This window comes from Paenibacillus sp. Paensp38 (genome assembly GCF_059491915.1).
This window is the reverse complement of sequence record NZ_CP168516.1, coordinates 143,621-158,389: the sequence shown is the minus strand read 5'-3', so window position 1 is coordinate 158,389 and position 14,769 is coordinate 143,621. Positions and strand designations below refer to the sequence as shown.

Annotated in this window: 13 protein-coding genes; 2 read left to right on the top strand and 11 right to left on the bottom strand. The window is 43.1% G+C overall.

Annotation, left to right across the window (positions count from 1 at the left end):
* Nucleotides 1-149: 149 nt before the first annotated feature.
* Entirely contained in the window at nucleotides 150-989 is an 840-nt protein-coding gene (locus tag ACEN8J_RS00690) for a helix-turn-helix transcriptional regulator (RefSeq protein ID WP_495594155.1), read from the top strand.
* A 222-nt stretch (nucleotides 990-1,211) separates the two neighbouring features.
* Here the strand turns inward: ACEN8J_RS00690 and ACEN8J_RS00685 are convergent, their stop codons facing one another.
* The 8 genes from ACEN8J_RS00685 to ACEN8J_RS00650 form a co-directional block, all read right to left on the bottom strand.
* Nucleotides 1,212-2,249: a threonine aldolase family protein gene (locus tag ACEN8J_RS00685; protein ID WP_495594154.1), complete on the bottom strand. Its 1,038-nt coding sequence runs from the start codon at nucleotides 2,247-2,249 to the stop codon at nucleotides 1,212-1,214.
* On the bottom strand, nucleotides 2,236-2,697 hold the full coding sequence (locus tag ACEN8J_RS00680) for a MarR family winged helix-turn-helix transcriptional regulator (RefSeq protein WP_029519349.1): 462 nt from the start codon (nucleotides 2,695-2,697) through the stop codon (nucleotides 2,236-2,238). Before ACEN8J_RS00680 ends, ACEN8J_RS00685 begins: the two co-directional genes overlap by 14 nt.
* 126 nt (nucleotides 2,698-2,823) lie before the next feature.
* On the bottom strand, nucleotides 2,824-5,934 hold the full coding sequence (locus ACEN8J_RS00675) for an efflux RND transporter permease subunit (RefSeq protein ID WP_495594152.1): 3,111 nt from the start codon (nucleotides 5,932-5,934) through the stop codon (nucleotides 2,824-2,826).
* On the bottom strand, nucleotides 5,931-7,352 hold the full coding sequence (locus ACEN8J_RS00670) for an efflux RND transporter periplasmic adaptor subunit (protein WP_029519351.1): 1,422 nt from the start codon (nucleotides 7,350-7,352) through the stop codon (nucleotides 5,931-5,933). Before ACEN8J_RS00670 ends, ACEN8J_RS00675 begins: the two co-directional genes overlap by 4 nt.
* 172 nt (nucleotides 7,353-7,524) lie before the next feature.
* Nucleotides 7,525-8,175, bottom strand: a complete 651-nt coding sequence (locus tag ACEN8J_RS00665) for a response regulator (protein ID WP_029519352.1) — start codon at nucleotides 8,173-8,175, stop codon at nucleotides 7,525-7,527.
* Complete coding sequence (locus ACEN8J_RS00660) at nucleotides 8,172-9,410, bottom strand: sensor histidine kinase (protein WP_029519353.1); 1,239 nt, start codon at nucleotides 9,408-9,410, stop codon at nucleotides 8,172-8,174. The genes ACEN8J_RS00665 and ACEN8J_RS00660 overlap by 4 nt, the downstream gene beginning before the upstream one ends.
* A 252-nt stretch (nucleotides 9,411-9,662) precedes the next feature.
* Nucleotides 9,663-9,833: a hypothetical protein gene (locus ACEN8J_RS00655; protein WP_013373210.1), complete on the bottom strand. Its 171-nt coding sequence runs from the start codon at nucleotides 9,831-9,833 to the stop codon at nucleotides 9,663-9,665.
* Nucleotides 9,834-9,851: 18 nt separating this feature from the next.
* Nucleotides 9,852-10,046, bottom strand: a complete 195-nt coding sequence (locus ACEN8J_RS00650) for an H-type small acid-soluble spore protein (RefSeq protein ID WP_016820419.1) — start codon at nucleotides 10,044-10,046, stop codon at nucleotides 9,852-9,854.
* Nucleotides 10,047-10,245: 199 nt separating this feature from the next.
* Here ACEN8J_RS00650 and ACEN8J_RS00645 point away from each other — a divergent pair, with 199 nt between their 5' ends.
* A complete protein-coding gene (locus tag ACEN8J_RS00645; protein WP_483595801.1) occupies nucleotides 10,246-11,433 on the top strand; it encodes a macrolide family glycosyltransferase in 1,188 nt (395 codons plus the stop codon).
* Between the two features lie 75 nt (nucleotides 11,434-11,508).
* Here ACEN8J_RS00645 and ACEN8J_RS00640 read toward each other — a convergent pair whose 3' ends face one another.
* From ACEN8J_RS00640 to ACEN8J_RS00630, 3 genes are all read right to left on the bottom strand, one after another.
* Nucleotides 11,509-12,924, bottom strand: a complete 1,416-nt coding sequence (locus ACEN8J_RS00640; protein WP_029519355.1) for a glycoside hydrolase family 32 protein — start codon at nucleotides 12,922-12,924, stop codon at nucleotides 11,509-11,511.
* 83 nt (nucleotides 12,925-13,007) lie between these two features.
* Nucleotides 13,008-13,835 (bottom strand): carbohydrate ABC transporter permease, encoded by an 828-nt coding sequence (locus tag ACEN8J_RS00635; protein ID WP_029519357.1) that lies wholly within the window; start codon nucleotides 13,833-13,835, stop codon nucleotides 13,008-13,010.
* Nucleotides 13,835-14,719 carry a carbohydrate ABC transporter permease gene (locus tag ACEN8J_RS00630; protein ID WP_029519358.1) on the bottom strand — a complete coding sequence of 295 codons (885 nt, stop codon included), beginning with the start codon at nucleotides 14,717-14,719 and terminating at the stop codon, nucleotides 13,835-13,837. Before ACEN8J_RS00630 ends, ACEN8J_RS00635 begins: the two co-directional genes overlap by 1 nt.
* Nucleotides 14,720-14,769 lie beyond the last annotated feature (50 nt).

The window sequence follows — 14,769 nt, the reverse complement described above, 5'->3', positions numbered from 1 at the left end:
ATATTTTTATAAAAACACGATCCGAGACGTTCAGAAGCGCCTTCACCTCCTTTCATCAATCTTTTCTGCTTTTATCATTGGCAGGTTGTCATATATACTGTTGATGTATGAATGCGCTTACTTATCTTAATTTGTAAAGGAAGAAGCACATGAATGAAGTGAAAGAAGATAAATATGTCATTGGCGAACAACAATTCTCCATTCATCACATCTATCGTACCGGTTTCACAGTTATGCCCCGGCCCCATGTCCACGAGAACTATGAGCTGTATCTCTTACTGCGAGGCGAACGCATCTATTTTATGAATGGCAAGGTATACACCGCTCGCAAGGGGGATCTGATATTCATCCTTCCTCACGACTTGCACTCTACCGCCAGTACGCAATTGCAGGAAACAGAGCGCATTTTGATTCATTTTTCTCCGACGTTTCTCCCACAGCAGGATCATGACATTCTTGACCTGCCGCCATACCAGCGATCCGCGTTACTTCGCTTACCTGCGAGAGAGCAAGTGGAAGTTGAACGTTTATTCCTACAGATGAATACCGAATGCAGGAATAAGCAGCCTCTGCATGACCGTTGCGTACAGCATTTACTGCTGGAAATGCTTATCCTGGTGCACCGATCGGAAGCAATCGAGCGTAGTGAACCTGTCTCCTCTCATCCCATGCATCAGAAAATCACGGAAATTTCTTCTTTTATTCAGGATCATTACAATGAACCGTTAACTCTCGAACAAGTGGCTGCCTGCTTTTTCATTAGTCCAGCTTACCTAAGCCGTATCTTTCTAAAGTTGACTGGTTTTCATTTCAGCGAATACATCCGCGTAGTGCGGGTCAGGGCGGCCCAAACCAGACTTCGAACCACCAAAGACAAAATCCAGCATATTGCAGAGGATGTCGGGTTCGGTCATGCTTCCCACTTTAATAAAATCTTTAAAAAAATAACTGGGCTCTCTCCTCTTCAGTACCGCAAGCAGGTTCGGTAGATATTCAGTGTAAAGAATTAGACGCCAATTTTATACCTCCGCTCTTGTCTTGTTTTTCCATTTTTATATCCACTTGCTCTTTCATGGAACTAAATACAAGCCGCGTTGGAATAAGTAAAATGCACAAAAAAACCATACTTCGCTGCAATGCGTGCACCGAAGTATGGCTATTACATAGTCATTTTACATCTTTAAAATTATAAATTACTCTTTCTATGACCATTATTGCAATGCTTTAATATCCTGAATCAGCAATTCAACATTTTCTTTCTTCGTAGCCCAACTGGTACAGAATCGAACTGCACTATGTGTACCATCAACCTTTTCCCAAAAGGAGTAAGTATATTTTTCACTCAATGCCTTTAGTATACGATCTGGTAAAATCGGAAACTGCTGATTGGTTGTAGAACGGTATTGAAAAGAAAAACCTTGCTCAGATAATCCGTTTTGAAGCAGCATTGCCATATCTATAGCGTGTTTGGAAATTTCAACGTATAAACCGTCTTCAAACAAAGTTTCGAATTGAATGCCCAACATTCTTCCCTTAGCCAGCAGCCCCCCTTTTTGCTTGATCATATATCGGAAATCTTTTTTCAATGTATCATTTAGAATGACTACGGCTTCTCCCATCAATGCTCCAATTTTTGTCCCGCCAATATAAAACACATCGCAAAGCTGTGCTATATCCGCTAAAGATGCATCGCTATCTTCGGCCACCAAGCCATAGCCCAATCGGGCTCCATCTATGAACAGTGGTAAACCACATTCTTGACAGACTCTACTTAATGCTTCCAGCTCTGCTTTGCTATAGATCGTTCCATTCTCAGTAGGTTGGGAAATATAAACCATCCCGGGCTGTACACTATGCTCAGGAGCGGCATCATTCCAGTGAGCGTCATACAAATCTTGTACCTGCTCGGCCCGGATCTTCCCATCTCCGCTTGGCAAAGTAAGTATTTTATGTCCAACAGCTTCAATCGCTCCGGTTTCATGAACCGCAACATGTCCCGACACTGCCGCAACGACGCCTTGATGCGGACGCAGAATAGAAGAAATAACAGTGGTATTGGTCTGTGTACCTCCAACCAAAAAGTGTACATCCGCATTTGGGGAGTCACATGCTTCTTTAATATATGCTCTAGCTTTTTCACAATGATCATCCACACCATAACCTGGAGTTTGTTCATCATTCGTCTCCAGTAGTCGCTTTAATATGCGCTCATGGGCACCTTCGGTATAGTCGCATTCAAATCGTATCATTCTGTATCCTCTCCAAATTATCCAATTTCTTCTGAATTAACAACATAGAAGCATGTAATTCTTTTATCTCTTCTTCTGAGAGTCCTTGAACTAATTTTAGAATTTGTTCATCAGACCTTTCATTCAGTTGGTTAAAGAACGCCTTTCCTTTAGGAGTCAAACGAATCAGATTTGTTCTATTATCCAACGTTGAATTTTCCTTAACAAGAAAGCCCTCTTTGCAAAATTTAGCAATGATCCTACTCATATAGCTGCGATCAATTTTAAGAGATTCGACTAAAGTATTCGCTATACATGGCTCGATCAACCCGATCTCTATAATGACACGGGCCTCGGTAAAGGAATATCCGCTATCCAGCACATGTCTATCCAAAACACCCAGTATATTCGTATAGAACCGATTAAAACGCCTCATATCCGCTATGATATTAGCATCTATATTGACCATAACTCCCCCTATTTAGTGGACTTTTGCAACAATTATAGTAAAGATTTTTGTGGACTATGTCAATGAAATAAAAAAACCGTACATTAAGACTCTCGCCTAATGTACGATCCTGTATTATATATTTACCTACAAGTTCAATGAACTATCGCTATTTATAGCCTTTTGCTTCTTATGCTTCCGTTTCAGCTTCAGATGAGCTACGACCATATACAGCGTCGGAACTACAAACAATGTTAAAATAGTTGAAAAAATCAGTCCGAAAATAATGGTTGTTGCCAACGGTTTGAACAAGATCTCCCCTATTGTGGCAATAGGAATCATACCCACAATCGCAGTTAGCGAAGTAAGCAAGATCGGACGGAAACGGGCAGAGCATGCCATTAGAATGGCGTCTGTTAAATCAGCGCCTTCACGCCGTGCATCTTCAATAAACTCTATCAACACGATACCGTTACGCACGACGATACCAGCAAGTGAAATGATCCCCATAATACTCATGAATCCAATGGGCATCCCTGAAATAAAACTTCCAAGGATTCCCCCTGCCGCTGCCAGATAAACGGTAGTCATAATAATGAGTGGTGTGGACACCGAGTAAAACTGCATGGTGATCAAGAGGAGAATAAGGAAAATAACAATAACAGCTAATTTGCCCAAGTCCTTAAACATATCAGACTGCGCAGATGTTTCCCCTCCCATCTCCCAGGTGTAGCCTGGTTCAAACTGGGTATTTGTAAGTTTGCTACGGATATCATTAGTGAGTTCTGTAGCCGTACGCCCGTTACCATTGGCTGAGATCGTTACCGTCCGTTCCAGATCATAACGGTGGATTTGTTGGATGGAAAAGTCCGGTTTCATCGTGGCTAATTGGGATAAAGGTATTTGCTCCCGTGCCGCATTGTTCACACTTAATTGTTGGAATAATACCTCAGGATCTTGGTTTGGTTTGTTCATGTATATATTGACATCAAGCAATTCCTTACCCGTATCAAAATCCGTTACATTCACCCCTTCACCCATTAATAGCAAAGTACGCGTTAAATCGGAATAACTAACCTGATATTTATCCAAGGCTTGCTGATTGATTTGGAAATTCAGATTATAGCTTTGCATACCCATATTATCGGTCACATCTACAGCTCCGGGGGTCCCCGCAACCATTTCTTTGACTTTAGTTGTCATGTTTTGCAGCTTATCAATATCTTCTCCTTTAATACGGATAGACACCGCACTGCCGACCGGAATACCTAATTGGGGAACACGAATGCTGATTAATGCAGATGGATATTTAGCTTGTAGCGTATGGGTCCAGTTATCTACTGTTTTTTTGAGATCAAATAGCCCCTCTTTTCCAACGACAGCAATTTGGCCGTTGACCGCTCCCCCAGAGCCATGACCGCCTGCAACATCACTATACAGCTGAGGCGCTCCTCCACCTGCCGTTGCCGCCAGCCGCTCTGTTTCTGGCTGTTTTTTGACCCAGCTCCCAATCTCGTTTACAACTTGATTGGTTGCCTGCAACGACGTTCCTTCTGGCATCGTTACACTAATCGTGGCATCCGCTTGATCGGAATCCGGAAATAATTCAATGGGAACAACAGCAAGTAGTCCATAAGCTGCTGTACCCATCATAAGACCAATAAGCGCTGTTAACAGTGGACGTCGCAGTATTCTAGGCATCCAGTTTTTAGAGTACACATTGGATAGAGATTGTATTTGATTCCCCAGAAGTCCAGGTGGCTTAACTGTCTTACTACTCTCTTTTCCTTTACGACGTTGATCGTACCATTGACGGAAAATAGGAATAATTGTTAACGACATAATCATGGAAGCCAGCATCGTTAACGAAATAACGGTAGGTATCGGTTTAATAAAGTCACCAATAGTGCCCGGCAGGAATAAAAGCGGGGCAAATGCCGCAACCGTAGCTAGCGTAGCTGTAATGATCGATAAGGATACCTCTTTCGTCCCTTTAATGGCCGCCTCCGTAGCATCTTCCCCAAATTCAGAGCGTCGGCGTTCAATGTTGTCATTGACCACGACGGCATCATCAACCAATATTCCTAATACGATGATTAATCCGATGACTGAAATTTGATTCAGCGTGATTCCTGTTGTGGGCAAGAAGATAAAGCCAATGGCGATGGAAACAGGAATGGCTAAGGCCACAAATGCTGAAGTCAGCAAATTCAAACCTAATGTACATATAACAATGACCGATATAATAGCGATGATCATCTCTTTGGTCAGGTTTCCAAACATTTCATCGACTCGATCATTTTGCGCAAAAAGTAGTTCAAAATGTACATTCTTCGGCAAACCGCTCACAAGTTCATTGATTTTGGCTGTTGTCGCTTTAGATACCGTTGGCACGTCTGTGCCTGTATCTCCACTCACACTGATGGAAATAGCAGGCTTGTTATTCACATACGTATAACTAGTCGCTTTTTTAAAAACAAGTGAGGCTGTCCCTACATCCTTCAGAGATATCGGGTATCCATCGTCATTGCTTGAAATCTGGACGTTATTTAGGATAGATGGATCCGTAGAGGCATTTACCGTCAGCTGATAAGTACGCTCATTGAAATCCATACTTCCTGTAGGAACTCTCTCATTCTCATTTTTGATTGCTTGAACAACCTGCTCCCAGGAGATGTTATATTGTTGCATCTTTTGTGTGTCTAAACTAATTCGTACTTCTTGATCTGGTATTCCTTGAATATTAACTTGCGAAACACCCGAGACCGTTTTTAATTGATCTTTCCATTTGTTCATCAATTCATTTAACGCGTATAAATTCTCAATTTTATCAGAAGTAATCGCGTATGAACCAATGAAAGAGCTTGTCATGCTATCATTAATAATGGGCTGCATCGCATCTGCTGGAAGCTCAGACTGTGCATCCTGTACCTTTGTACGAAGATCAGCCCACACCTTTGTCGGGTCCGCATCTTCAAAAGCATCTATTATTATACTAGATTGGCCTTTAGATGAAGTGGAAGAAATCGTTTTGACACCTTGTACGGCTTTAATTTTCTGTTCCATGACCTTAGTAATGGTTTGCTCGATTCTTTCAGGTGAAGCGCCTGGATAGATGGTTGTAACACTGGCTGACAAGGGAATAACATCAGGCTGCTCCTGTTTAGGTAACGATGTAAAATTGTAGAGCCCTAGCACAATGCACATGGCGAAGAAAATGAGTGTAATTTTTTGCTTTTTAACGATATATTTAATCATTCGGACGACTCCTCCGATTTCCCAGGTACACCATTCCCAAGTAAATCACCATTAAATAAGGTTCCTGCTCCTTGCGTAACGATTTGATCGCCTGCCTGTAGCCCAGAGACCACTTCGAGCTGATTATTAGTCACTTTCCCCAGTTTAATCGGTGTTTTGACAGCTTTTCCATTTACAGCTTTAAAGACATAAGGATCATTTCCCGTACTAATTACGGCCTCTACGGGCACTAAAAGCGCTTCGTTTTGATTTATGCTTTTAGATGCGCTGATGACTTGACCAGGTTTCCAATTCAGTTCGGGATTGGGAATGCTAACTTCCACATTGATGCTTCCCGTTTTGGAGTTCGTCGATGGATAGATCTGGGTGACGGTTCCTGTTCTCATTTCATCGTAGAGAGATATATTAACTTTTTGGTTTTTCTTCCACGATAAGATTTCACTGTCTGGTACGGGGAGGAGTACTTTTAAAGTCTTGATATTTCCGACAACAAATGCCTCACTTCCACTGGAGCCCAGTTGACCATCAGATATCTTTTTTTCAATCACAACACCAGTGATCGGGGAGGTTAAAGTCGCTTTTTTCAGTGACAAGGATGACTGTTCATAAGCAGCCAATGCATCATCATAGGTAGCCTGTGCCTGAGCTTTACTGGCTAGCCCTTGTTGTATAGTAGCCCTAGCCGATTCCAGCCCTGCTCTGGCCTGATCTACGCCGGCCGAAGCTTGGGCACGCTGTTCCTGGGATGCCCCTGCAAGCAAAAGAGACAATTTCTCTTGCGCATCACTTAAGCTTTTTTGTGCGTTTGCTAATTCCAGCTGCGCATTCTCATTTTCCGTTAAAGATACCGCACCTGCCTGGAATAGACTTTGGGAGCGTGCGGCATCCGCTTTCTTCTTGTTATAATTATTAGTTGCTACAGTAACCGCATTTTGAGACTGTGCTATCTCCTGCTTTTTGGCGCCATTGTTCAATTCCTGCAATTTCGATTGGGCCGCATTGACCTGGGATTGCGAACTATGAATGCCCGCCTGTGCCGATTGGACAGAAGCCTCCGCTTGGCTAACACCAGCCTTTGCCTTTTCCATGGTTGCCTTTGCCCGATCCAGCTGCAACTGGTAATTGGATGTATCTAGCTTCGCAAGGACACTCCCTTTTTCTACTGAATCCCCAACCTCAACCATAGTGCTCAATATACGTCCATCCGCTTCAAAGGAAACATTGGCCTCATTACTTGCCTGCAATGTCCCCGCCAAATTAAAATCATTGGCCAAAGGTTTCATTGCAAGTTTCTCCACTTTCACCGGGTGACTGGCTTCTGTTACAGAGTTCTCCGTTGCACTGGAGCAACCGGAAGCTACGATAGCTAATGCAACCCCTGCAATCATTATCCTAATTCCTTTTTTCTTCAACTTCATGTCATCCTCCCTGATTCTCTCTTCTAAAGGTGCTATCAGCAACCCGTGGGTCAAGTAAACTTTTTCATCCTTTTTTCATGTTATAACAATGAACAAACAAAAAAATCGTACAAAGGGGCAAGCACCTTATGTACGACTGGGCAAATAAATAACATATTTTCAGTTATTATTTCTAAAGCTGTAAAATACCACGTTCCAACGAAACAGCAACGGCTTCAGATCTGGAATCAACACCAAGCTTGTTATAAATATTCGTTAAATGTGCCTTTACGGTACGCTCGGAAATTCCCATATCAAACGCAATTTCCTTACTTTTAAAACCATGTGCAACAGACTTTAATATATGTCTTTCCTTATCAGTCAGAACTAAGTTTCTTTCATGTGACTTTGCCTCAGCTTCTCTCTTATTCGTGGCAGCAAATACCCTTGCTGTTATTTCTGGCTGAAGCAGCGTTTCACCCCTTAGCGCAGACTCAATCGTGCGAAATAGGTTTTCCCGACTGGTATCTTTCAACAAATATCCTTTTGCTCCCAAAGAGAGTCCTTTAATCATTAAATCATCTTCGTTATAGGTCGTCAGGATAATGACTGGCGTTTCATTTTGTTTTTCTCTGAGGGCCTTCATGGTTTCCAAACCACTCATTTGCGGCATATATAAATCCAACAGGATGACATCCGGCTGAAGTTCTTCGATCAATTTAAGAGCCGTTACACCTTCTCCAGCCTCACCAATCACTTCATAGCTGTCATGGGTCTCCAGCACCAGCTTTAATCCTTCTCTAACTACCCAATGATCATCGACGATTAAAACCTTGTATTTCATAATAGGTCTCCTTTAGTAAGAGGCGCCTCTATTTTTATAGCCGTACCTTCTTGAAATATACTGCTGATATTGATTTTTCCACCCAGCATCCGTACACGTTCATGTATACCTATTATTCCGTAATGCCCTGTTTGCTTGGCAATAATATCCGTATCAAATCCTTTTCCATCATCACGAATCTCGATTTCAATCTTGCCTTCGTTATCCAAAATACTTATCCATACAGTATTCGCATGTGAATGCTTCGCTACGTTGGTTAAACACTCGCTTATAATAAACAATCCATGTTCGAACACCAGTCTGGGAACCGAAGCTTTAATTTTGATGTTGCGGATTACACGAATGCTCGTAGCCATTGTGAATCGCTGTATTTCTTCCTCCACGGCTTCTGCAAAATCAACTTCCGAGATGGTTTTTGAACGCAGATTGTCTATAGCTCGCCTTGAATCAGACAATGTTCTTCGCACTTGTGACATCGATTGTTGGACGATCTCCTGAGCTCTTTGCGTACTTCCTTTTGTCAGATGAGCATCAATGGCTTCAAGTTGCATGATTAGCCCAGCAAGTCCCTGCGCCAGCGTATCATGAAGATCACGGGCCATACGTTGTCGTTCGTTAGCGATTGTAAGTTCTTCGACCTTTTGATGTGCGATTTCAAGTTCTTTAAGAACGTTTTGCGTTCGGATTCGTGCTTGAACTTGTTTGAGAAAAAGAATGGCATAAGCTACTATAACAACTGCAATGAGAAAAAATAGCGGGATGAACAATACAAATTGCCTGCCATCATTATGCCAGACTACAGCCACACAAAAAAGTACATAGGAAATCAAAAATACAAGAATGACCTTAAGCGGCTTGTAATAAATACCTATACTCTGACCCACCAAAATTGGCATTAACCCAACCAGCACAATGGAGAAACTGTCAGGTAGAAGAAATGCACTTGAAAAGATCAATCCCCCTTGCACAACAAAATAAGCCCATGAAAAATATTTTGCAACTCTTTGAGCATGCAAGTACAAGAGGATGTGTAATATGACGATTACAGTAAATAAGACACTTTGCAGCAGATTTAGACCACTAGACAAATGTTGAAGAATGACAGACTCACTATAAATTATAAAAATCCATATTATAGTTAATACTTTTGAAATATCTTTCTTCTCAAATTCACCTTCACTTTCACTTATTTCCGGATCTACATTCTGGACCTGTACATTGAATTCATCGTTCATAATTCCCTCCTACAATTCTAAATTCGGCTTTTCGACTTAATAGAGATAATGGCACTATGACGGCCTAGTCCATTTAGTTTGAACAGAAATCATTTATATATTATTTTACAAAAAAACGAAAAGAAAAAAACGTACACATGGGCAGCTTCACTTGTACGTTTGGGCATTGAATACTTTTTGTTTGATACCATCCAAGTTATGCGTCATATAAAAAGCACGCAGCAGGTTATCCTGTGCGCGCTTGACCACTTACTATTCTTCTTCCAACTCATCTGGTACATCGTATTTATTGATATGTGAAGTCATTGCTGCAACAGCTTCGCTGGCATCCGTTGTGGCCGGTACTTCTCTGACCACATCATCCGTCTGATCACGAAAGTTCAAACGATCTGCCTCAATCTCTTTCTGTTGGTTCGGTTTCATTTTTCACGTCGCTCCTTTCTATTCAAGGGTCTGATCTCGTTCTGTTAACGCGTACAAAGGCACTTCCCGTTCTTCTTCCGGGTTGTTCAGCGCATAGATCCGTGCCGTCTCACGCTGTTCATTCACATGCTGAATATAAATGGGTAGCCCATCACACAACACATTCGCCATTATGGAAGAAGACGCTATTTCTTGCGCTCTTTGAACATTCACTTAGAAAAAACCTCCCTTGCTAAGTAGAGTTCCCCCTTACTATGCACGAGGTAAATATTTGTTATACATATTTCATGCCAACATGTGTTTCACGATCTTGAAAGGATATCATTTGAAAAAATAAATATTATTGTTATTATGGATTGAGAGATTCAGTGAAAACTGCAATCTTAATTGTAGAGAAAAGGAGTAATGATGAATGTTAAACATATTAATGGTTAACTTTCCGGCAGAAGGACATGTGAACCCTACGATTGGGATGACGCAAGCCTTTGCAGCACGAGGGGACCAAGTACATTACATTACAACTGAGAAATACAAGGACAGACTCGAAGCAGTTGGAGCGAAGGTTCACCTGCATTCTGATCTGGTCAGGACCGCTTCTATTGATTCCAATACTCCGGATGGGTTGAGTGCATTTATGAAAATTCATATTCAGACTTCGCTGGACATATTAGCAATTACTCAGCAACTGTCTAAAAGCATTGATTTTGACTTTGTATTCTATGATAGATTCGGAGCTGGCGAGTTAGTTAGAGACTATTTGAAAATCCCTGGTATTGCTTCCTCCCCATCTTTTCTGATTTCACAGAATCGGATGGCTACCAATCTCTTTCGCTTTAATGAAAAAGAGCCGTTTCAACTTGATGAACATGCCACGACCTCACTGCAGCTCATGAAAGAAAGGTTCGGTGTTGCTCCCGAAAATATGGTTCAATTTATGAGCAATACAGGGGCTTTGAATGTTGTATATACCAGTCGATATTTCCAACCAGACGGTGAACAGTATGGTGACGAGAATCTCTTTATTGGTCCCAGCTTTCCAGAACGTAAAGGGGAAAATTCATTTCCACTGGACAGACTAGAGGATAAAAAGGTTTTGTATATTTCGATGGGAACTGTTCTGGACCATACTGAAGACTTTTTTAACACCTGTATTGAAGCTTTTTCCGATTTTGAAGGTATCGTCGTGATTGCAGCTGGCGAGAAAGCTGACTTTACGAAAATCAATCCGGCGCCAGAGCACTTTATCATCTCGCCCTATGTTCCCCAATTGGAGGTATTACGTCATTCAGATGTGTTTATTACTCATGGTGGAATGAATAGTGTAAATGAAGGAATTCACTTTAACGTACCCTTGGTTGTACTGCCGCAGGACAAGGATCAGCCCATGGTCGCGCAGCGGTTAACAGAACTTCAAGCTGGCTATCGCATAACCAAAGACCACATCAATATACAATCGTTAAGAGATGCCGTACATGAGGTACTGTCGAACGCAACGTATAAAGAGGGCGTACAAAAAATAAATGATAGCTTCCAGCAATCTGGCGGTACAGAAGAAGCCCTCGCAAAAATTGATGCCTATCTTCAAAATAAGCTTGTGTAAATCACACGATTACAATTCTACAAAAAAACAGGAGCCCTGACCATCAAGGGTCGGGTTCCTGTTTATCATGCATTTCTATGTGGAGATATCCCACTTCTGAAACGAAGCCATCGTACACTTTCCGCTCGTGAACGCTCGAATGCCTGTAGATTCTGCTCCCGGATACACTCTTCCTGTGAGGACGTATTCACCGTCGCCGATGAATATTTCCACCGAGCTTTTATCGACAAAAATCCGAAGCTCCAGACGGCCCTCGTTTAAGTTTAAAGGCACTCTTCTCTCTCCGCCCGGGCCTATACCTGCACGCTCACGGTTAAAACGGAACAGACCGTCATCGGGACGATACGAGAGTACAGTCTCCTCTTCGTCGCCCACTCGCAGCTTCAAGCCGAATTCATTGGTGTTACTGGCTTCGAACTCAAATACCGCCTTCAGTTCGTAGCTATCTCCGAACGTTTCCATGATCTGCTCGCCTGTCAGCAAGATATCCCGCTGTTCGAACAGATTGGATCGGTAATTTTCCACCTCTTCAAGCGGACGGAACAGCAATCTGTCGTGGTCGATAACCGCTTCCCGCGGAAGACTCATTGCACCCGCCCAATGGTGCCCTTGCTGGGTCGGCATCTCCGACTCCCACATATCCATCCATCCGATGACGATTCGCCGCCCTTTATCATCCAAGGTTGACTGCGGGGCATAGAAATCGAATCCGTGATCTACCTGAGCATACCGCTCTGCCGTAAATGTTCCAGCCTCCGCATTGAAATCACCTATACCGTACATGGTGGAATGCAGATTGCGGTATGCTTCTCCCTGAGGGGGCATGCGCTGTGGAGACAGCATAAATACGTGCCGACCGCCAAGCGGGAACAAATCCGGACACTCCCAATTATCGCCGAAACGTCCGTCACTCACGGCTAGTACATTGACATACGTCCAGCTTTTCAGGTCTTCAGAACGATAAAGCAGTACAAGTCCGTTCCCTTGGGCATCATTAGAACCAAGAACGGCGTAATATTGATCTTCGTGCCTGAACACCTTAGGGTCACGGAAGTCTTTACGGCTGATCGTGTCCGGTACGGCGTCATAACCGATGACCGGATTGCCCTCCCACTTTTCGAATGTCACCCCGTCCTCCGATACTGCAATCCCTTGTGACTGCTTGTAATCCTGATCCTTGTCAGGCCCGGTTACAACATGTCCGGTATACATCAGGACAAGCTTCCCGTCCTGCTCTATCGCACTGCCAGAGAAGCAGCCATCCTGGTCGAACTCGCCGTCCGGTGCCAAAGCGACCGGTAGATAATCCCACTTCATAAGATCGCGGCTGACTGCATGTCCCCAGTGCATCGGTCCCCATACTGATTTATACGGGTAATGTTGATAGAACAAGTGATACTGCCCGTTATATTGAATGAAGCCGTTCGGATCATTCATCCAGCCGAATTCAGCCATTAAATGGTAGTTCAGCCGATAATCCGGCCGAAGCATATGCTTCGATTGGGAAATAAATTGATCTGCACGCTCTCTCGTATACGTTCTAGTCTGTTTGATAAGGCATCCTACTCCTACAATTATTTAATCGAACCTTGCATAACACCCTGAATAATATACTTCTGGGCGAACAGATAGATGATAATGATCGGAAATATCGTCAGTACCAAACTTGCCATCAATGGACCATAATCCACTGTATAGGTTCCATAAAAGTTATACGTGGACAACGGAAGTGTCCTTTGCTCCGGATCGACCAGAATGAGGGAAGGCAGCAGAAAATCATTCCAGATCCACAGCACATTGAGAATGGAAATGGTGGCAGTCGTGGGCATCAGTACCGGAAACACGATCCGGAAGAATGTTTGAACCCGCGTGCAGCCGTCAATTAGCGCCGCTTCCTCCAGTTCTTTTGGAATACTCTTTACGAAACCATGATAAATGAAGACGGCCAGCGAGCTACCAAAACCGATATACATATAAATCAGCGACCACTTACTGTTCAGCAGATCAAGTGACCCGTAGATTTTCACCAATGGAATCATGATAGCCTGGAATGGAATGATCATGGATGCAACCATCAGCATAAATGTATATTGGTTGAACTTGGTGTTGTTTCTGACAAAATAATGAGCCGTCATCGCCGCAAACAGCGATATAAACAGAACGCTTAACACCGTTATGACCAATGAGTTGGTGAAGGCAGCGATGTAATTCATTTTATCAAATGCATTCATATAATTGACCATACTGAAGCTCTCTGGAAGCGATAACGGATTTGAGGTGATGGCCATGTTTTCTTTGAACGAATTGATCAGCAGAAAGACGAACGGTACGATGAACAATATGAGTATGACTGTCAGCACAATGAATTTGATTACGGAGGAAGCAACTCTTTTTCTTGTCATTACGCCTCCACCTCCAACTTCTTACTAAAATAAACCTGAAGCAGAGTGATGAGAGCAACCATCAGGAACAACACGAATGCTTCTGCTTGCCCCACACCATAATCACGGGAAAGGAATGCCTTTTCATACACATGCATCGACACCATTTGAGTACTGCTGAACGGCCCACCTTTCGTGAGCGCAAGGTTCACGTCATAGACCATAAATCCGCGTTGCAGGGACAAAAATATACATACGATGAAAGAAGGAACCATCAAGGGCAATACCATTTTCCGCAGTCTGGTCCAGCTGTTTGCCCCATCAATGCTTGCGGCCTCCATAATATCATTCGGCACACCCGTCAATCCCGCGATGTAAATGACCATCATGTAACCCGCGTTCTGCCACACCGTTACAATCACGAGTGCCCAGAACGCTTTGTCGGGATCAGCCAGCCAAGTCGTGCTGAGCGACTGTATACTGGCATGTTGTCCCAAATAGACAAGCACGTTGTTGAATATAAACTGCCAGATAAAACCGAGTACAATGCCCCCGACAAGGTTGGGCAGGAAAAATCCTGCCCGGAAAATACTCTGCCCTTTTAACCCTTTAGTCAGCACATAAGCCAGCATAAAAGCGATCACATTGATAAGAACAACGGTATAAAACACATACTTGAGCGTCAAGCCGAATGACTTCCAAAACTCGATATCTCTAAAAACAGCCAGATAGTTTTGGATGCCTACCAGCGATAGTGTGGTGGAAATACCATCCCAGTTTGTGAACGTCAGATAGATGCCATACAAAAATGGAATAATCATTACCGTTATGAAGGCAAACAAGGTTGGGCCCGTAAACAGTAGCCGCGTCCGCAGCCGGTTCCATACTCCTTTTTCCGTAATCATGATGATCCCTTCCTTTGTTTCGGGTTTCTCTCTCTATTCCAGGTAATTTG

What these genes read in the sequence shown, in the direction of transcription:
- ACEN8J_RS00640 (WP_029519355.1), bottom strand. Translation starts at nt 12,924, where the DNA reads ATGCTTCGGCCGGATTATCGGCTGAACTACCATTTAATGGCTGAATTC.
- ACEN8J_RS00645 (WP_483595801.1), top strand. Translation starts at nt 10,246, where the DNA reads ATGTTAAACATATTAATGGTTAACTTTCCGGCAGAAGGACATGTGAAC.
- ACEN8J_RS00635 (WP_029519357.1), bottom strand. Translation starts at nt 13,835, where the DNA reads ATGACAAGAAAAAGAGTTGCTTCCTCCGTAATCAAATTCATTGTGCTG.
- ACEN8J_RS00690 (WP_495594155.1), top strand. Translation starts at nt 150, where the DNA reads ATGAATGAAGTGAAAGAAGATAAATATGTCATTGGCGAACAACAATTC.
- ACEN8J_RS00655 (WP_013373210.1), bottom strand. Translation starts at nt 9,833, where the DNA reads ATGAAACCGAACCAACAGAAAGAGATTGAGGCAGATCGTTTGAACTTT.
- ACEN8J_RS00630 (WP_029519358.1), bottom strand. Translation starts at nt 14,719, where the DNA reads ATGATTACGGAAAAAGGAGTATGGAACCGGCTGCGGACGCGGCTACTG.
- ACEN8J_RS00660 (WP_029519353.1), bottom strand. Translation starts at nt 9,410, where the DNA reads ATGAACGATGAATTCAATGTACAGGTCCAGAATGTAGATCCGGAAATA.
- ACEN8J_RS00665 (WP_029519352.1), bottom strand. Translation starts at nt 8,175, where the DNA reads ATGAAATACAAGGTTTTAATCGTCGATGATCATTGGGTAGTTAGAGAA.
- ACEN8J_RS00680 (WP_029519349.1), bottom strand. Translation starts at nt 2,697, where the DNA reads ATGGTCAATATAGATGCTAATATCATAGCGGATATGAGGCGTTTTAAT.
- ACEN8J_RS00670 (WP_029519351.1), bottom strand. Translation starts at nt 7,352, where the DNA reads ATGAAGTTGAAGAAAAAAGGAATTAGGATAATGATTGCAGGGGTTGCA.
- ACEN8J_RS00685 (WP_495594154.1), bottom strand. Translation starts at nt 2,249, where the DNA reads ATGATACGATTTGAATGCGACTATACCGAAGGTGCCCATGAGCGCATA.
- ACEN8J_RS00675 (WP_495594152.1), bottom strand. Translation starts at nt 5,934, where the DNA reads ATGATTAAATATATCGTTAAAAAGCAAAAAATTACACTCATTTTCTTC.